Below are 340 nucleotides of genomic sequence, written 5' to 3' on the forward strand. Positions count from 1 at the left end.
CCAGTTACCTGAGTTATCCGCCGTCACTGTCCGGCTTACCGAGCTGTTGTTGTCCGTGATGGTCACGGTCACGCTGTTGCCCGCTTCCGCACCGGAGCCGGCAATTAAGACATCGTTATCCTCTGCCGCATTGACGAGTCCGTCGGTTTCAATCGGCGTGGTGATGGTGACCGCTGAAGGCGCCGCATTGTCAAGCGTAATGGTTTGCGTGGCTGCGGTGGAGGTATTGCCCGCCGTATCCGCTTGGGTTGCCGATACCGTCAGGGTGCCATTGTTCAGCCCACTGACATCCAGCTCACTGCCGCTCAGCGTCCAGTTACCTGAGTTATCCGCCGTCACC

General features: G+C 59.1%; 1 protein-coding gene. It reads right to left on the reverse strand.

Translation table 11 applies throughout. From position 1 onward, the window contains the following. A partial coding sequence (locus tag CWB98_RS23175) for a hypothetical protein (RefSeq protein WP_138546950.1) occupies window positions 1–340 on the reverse strand: 340 nt, incomplete at both ends.

Source organism: Pseudoalteromonas rubra (assembly GCF_005887115.1).
Classification (GTDB): Bacteria; Pseudomonadota; Gammaproteobacteria; order Enterobacterales; family Alteromonadaceae; genus Pseudoalteromonas; species Pseudoalteromonas rubra_F.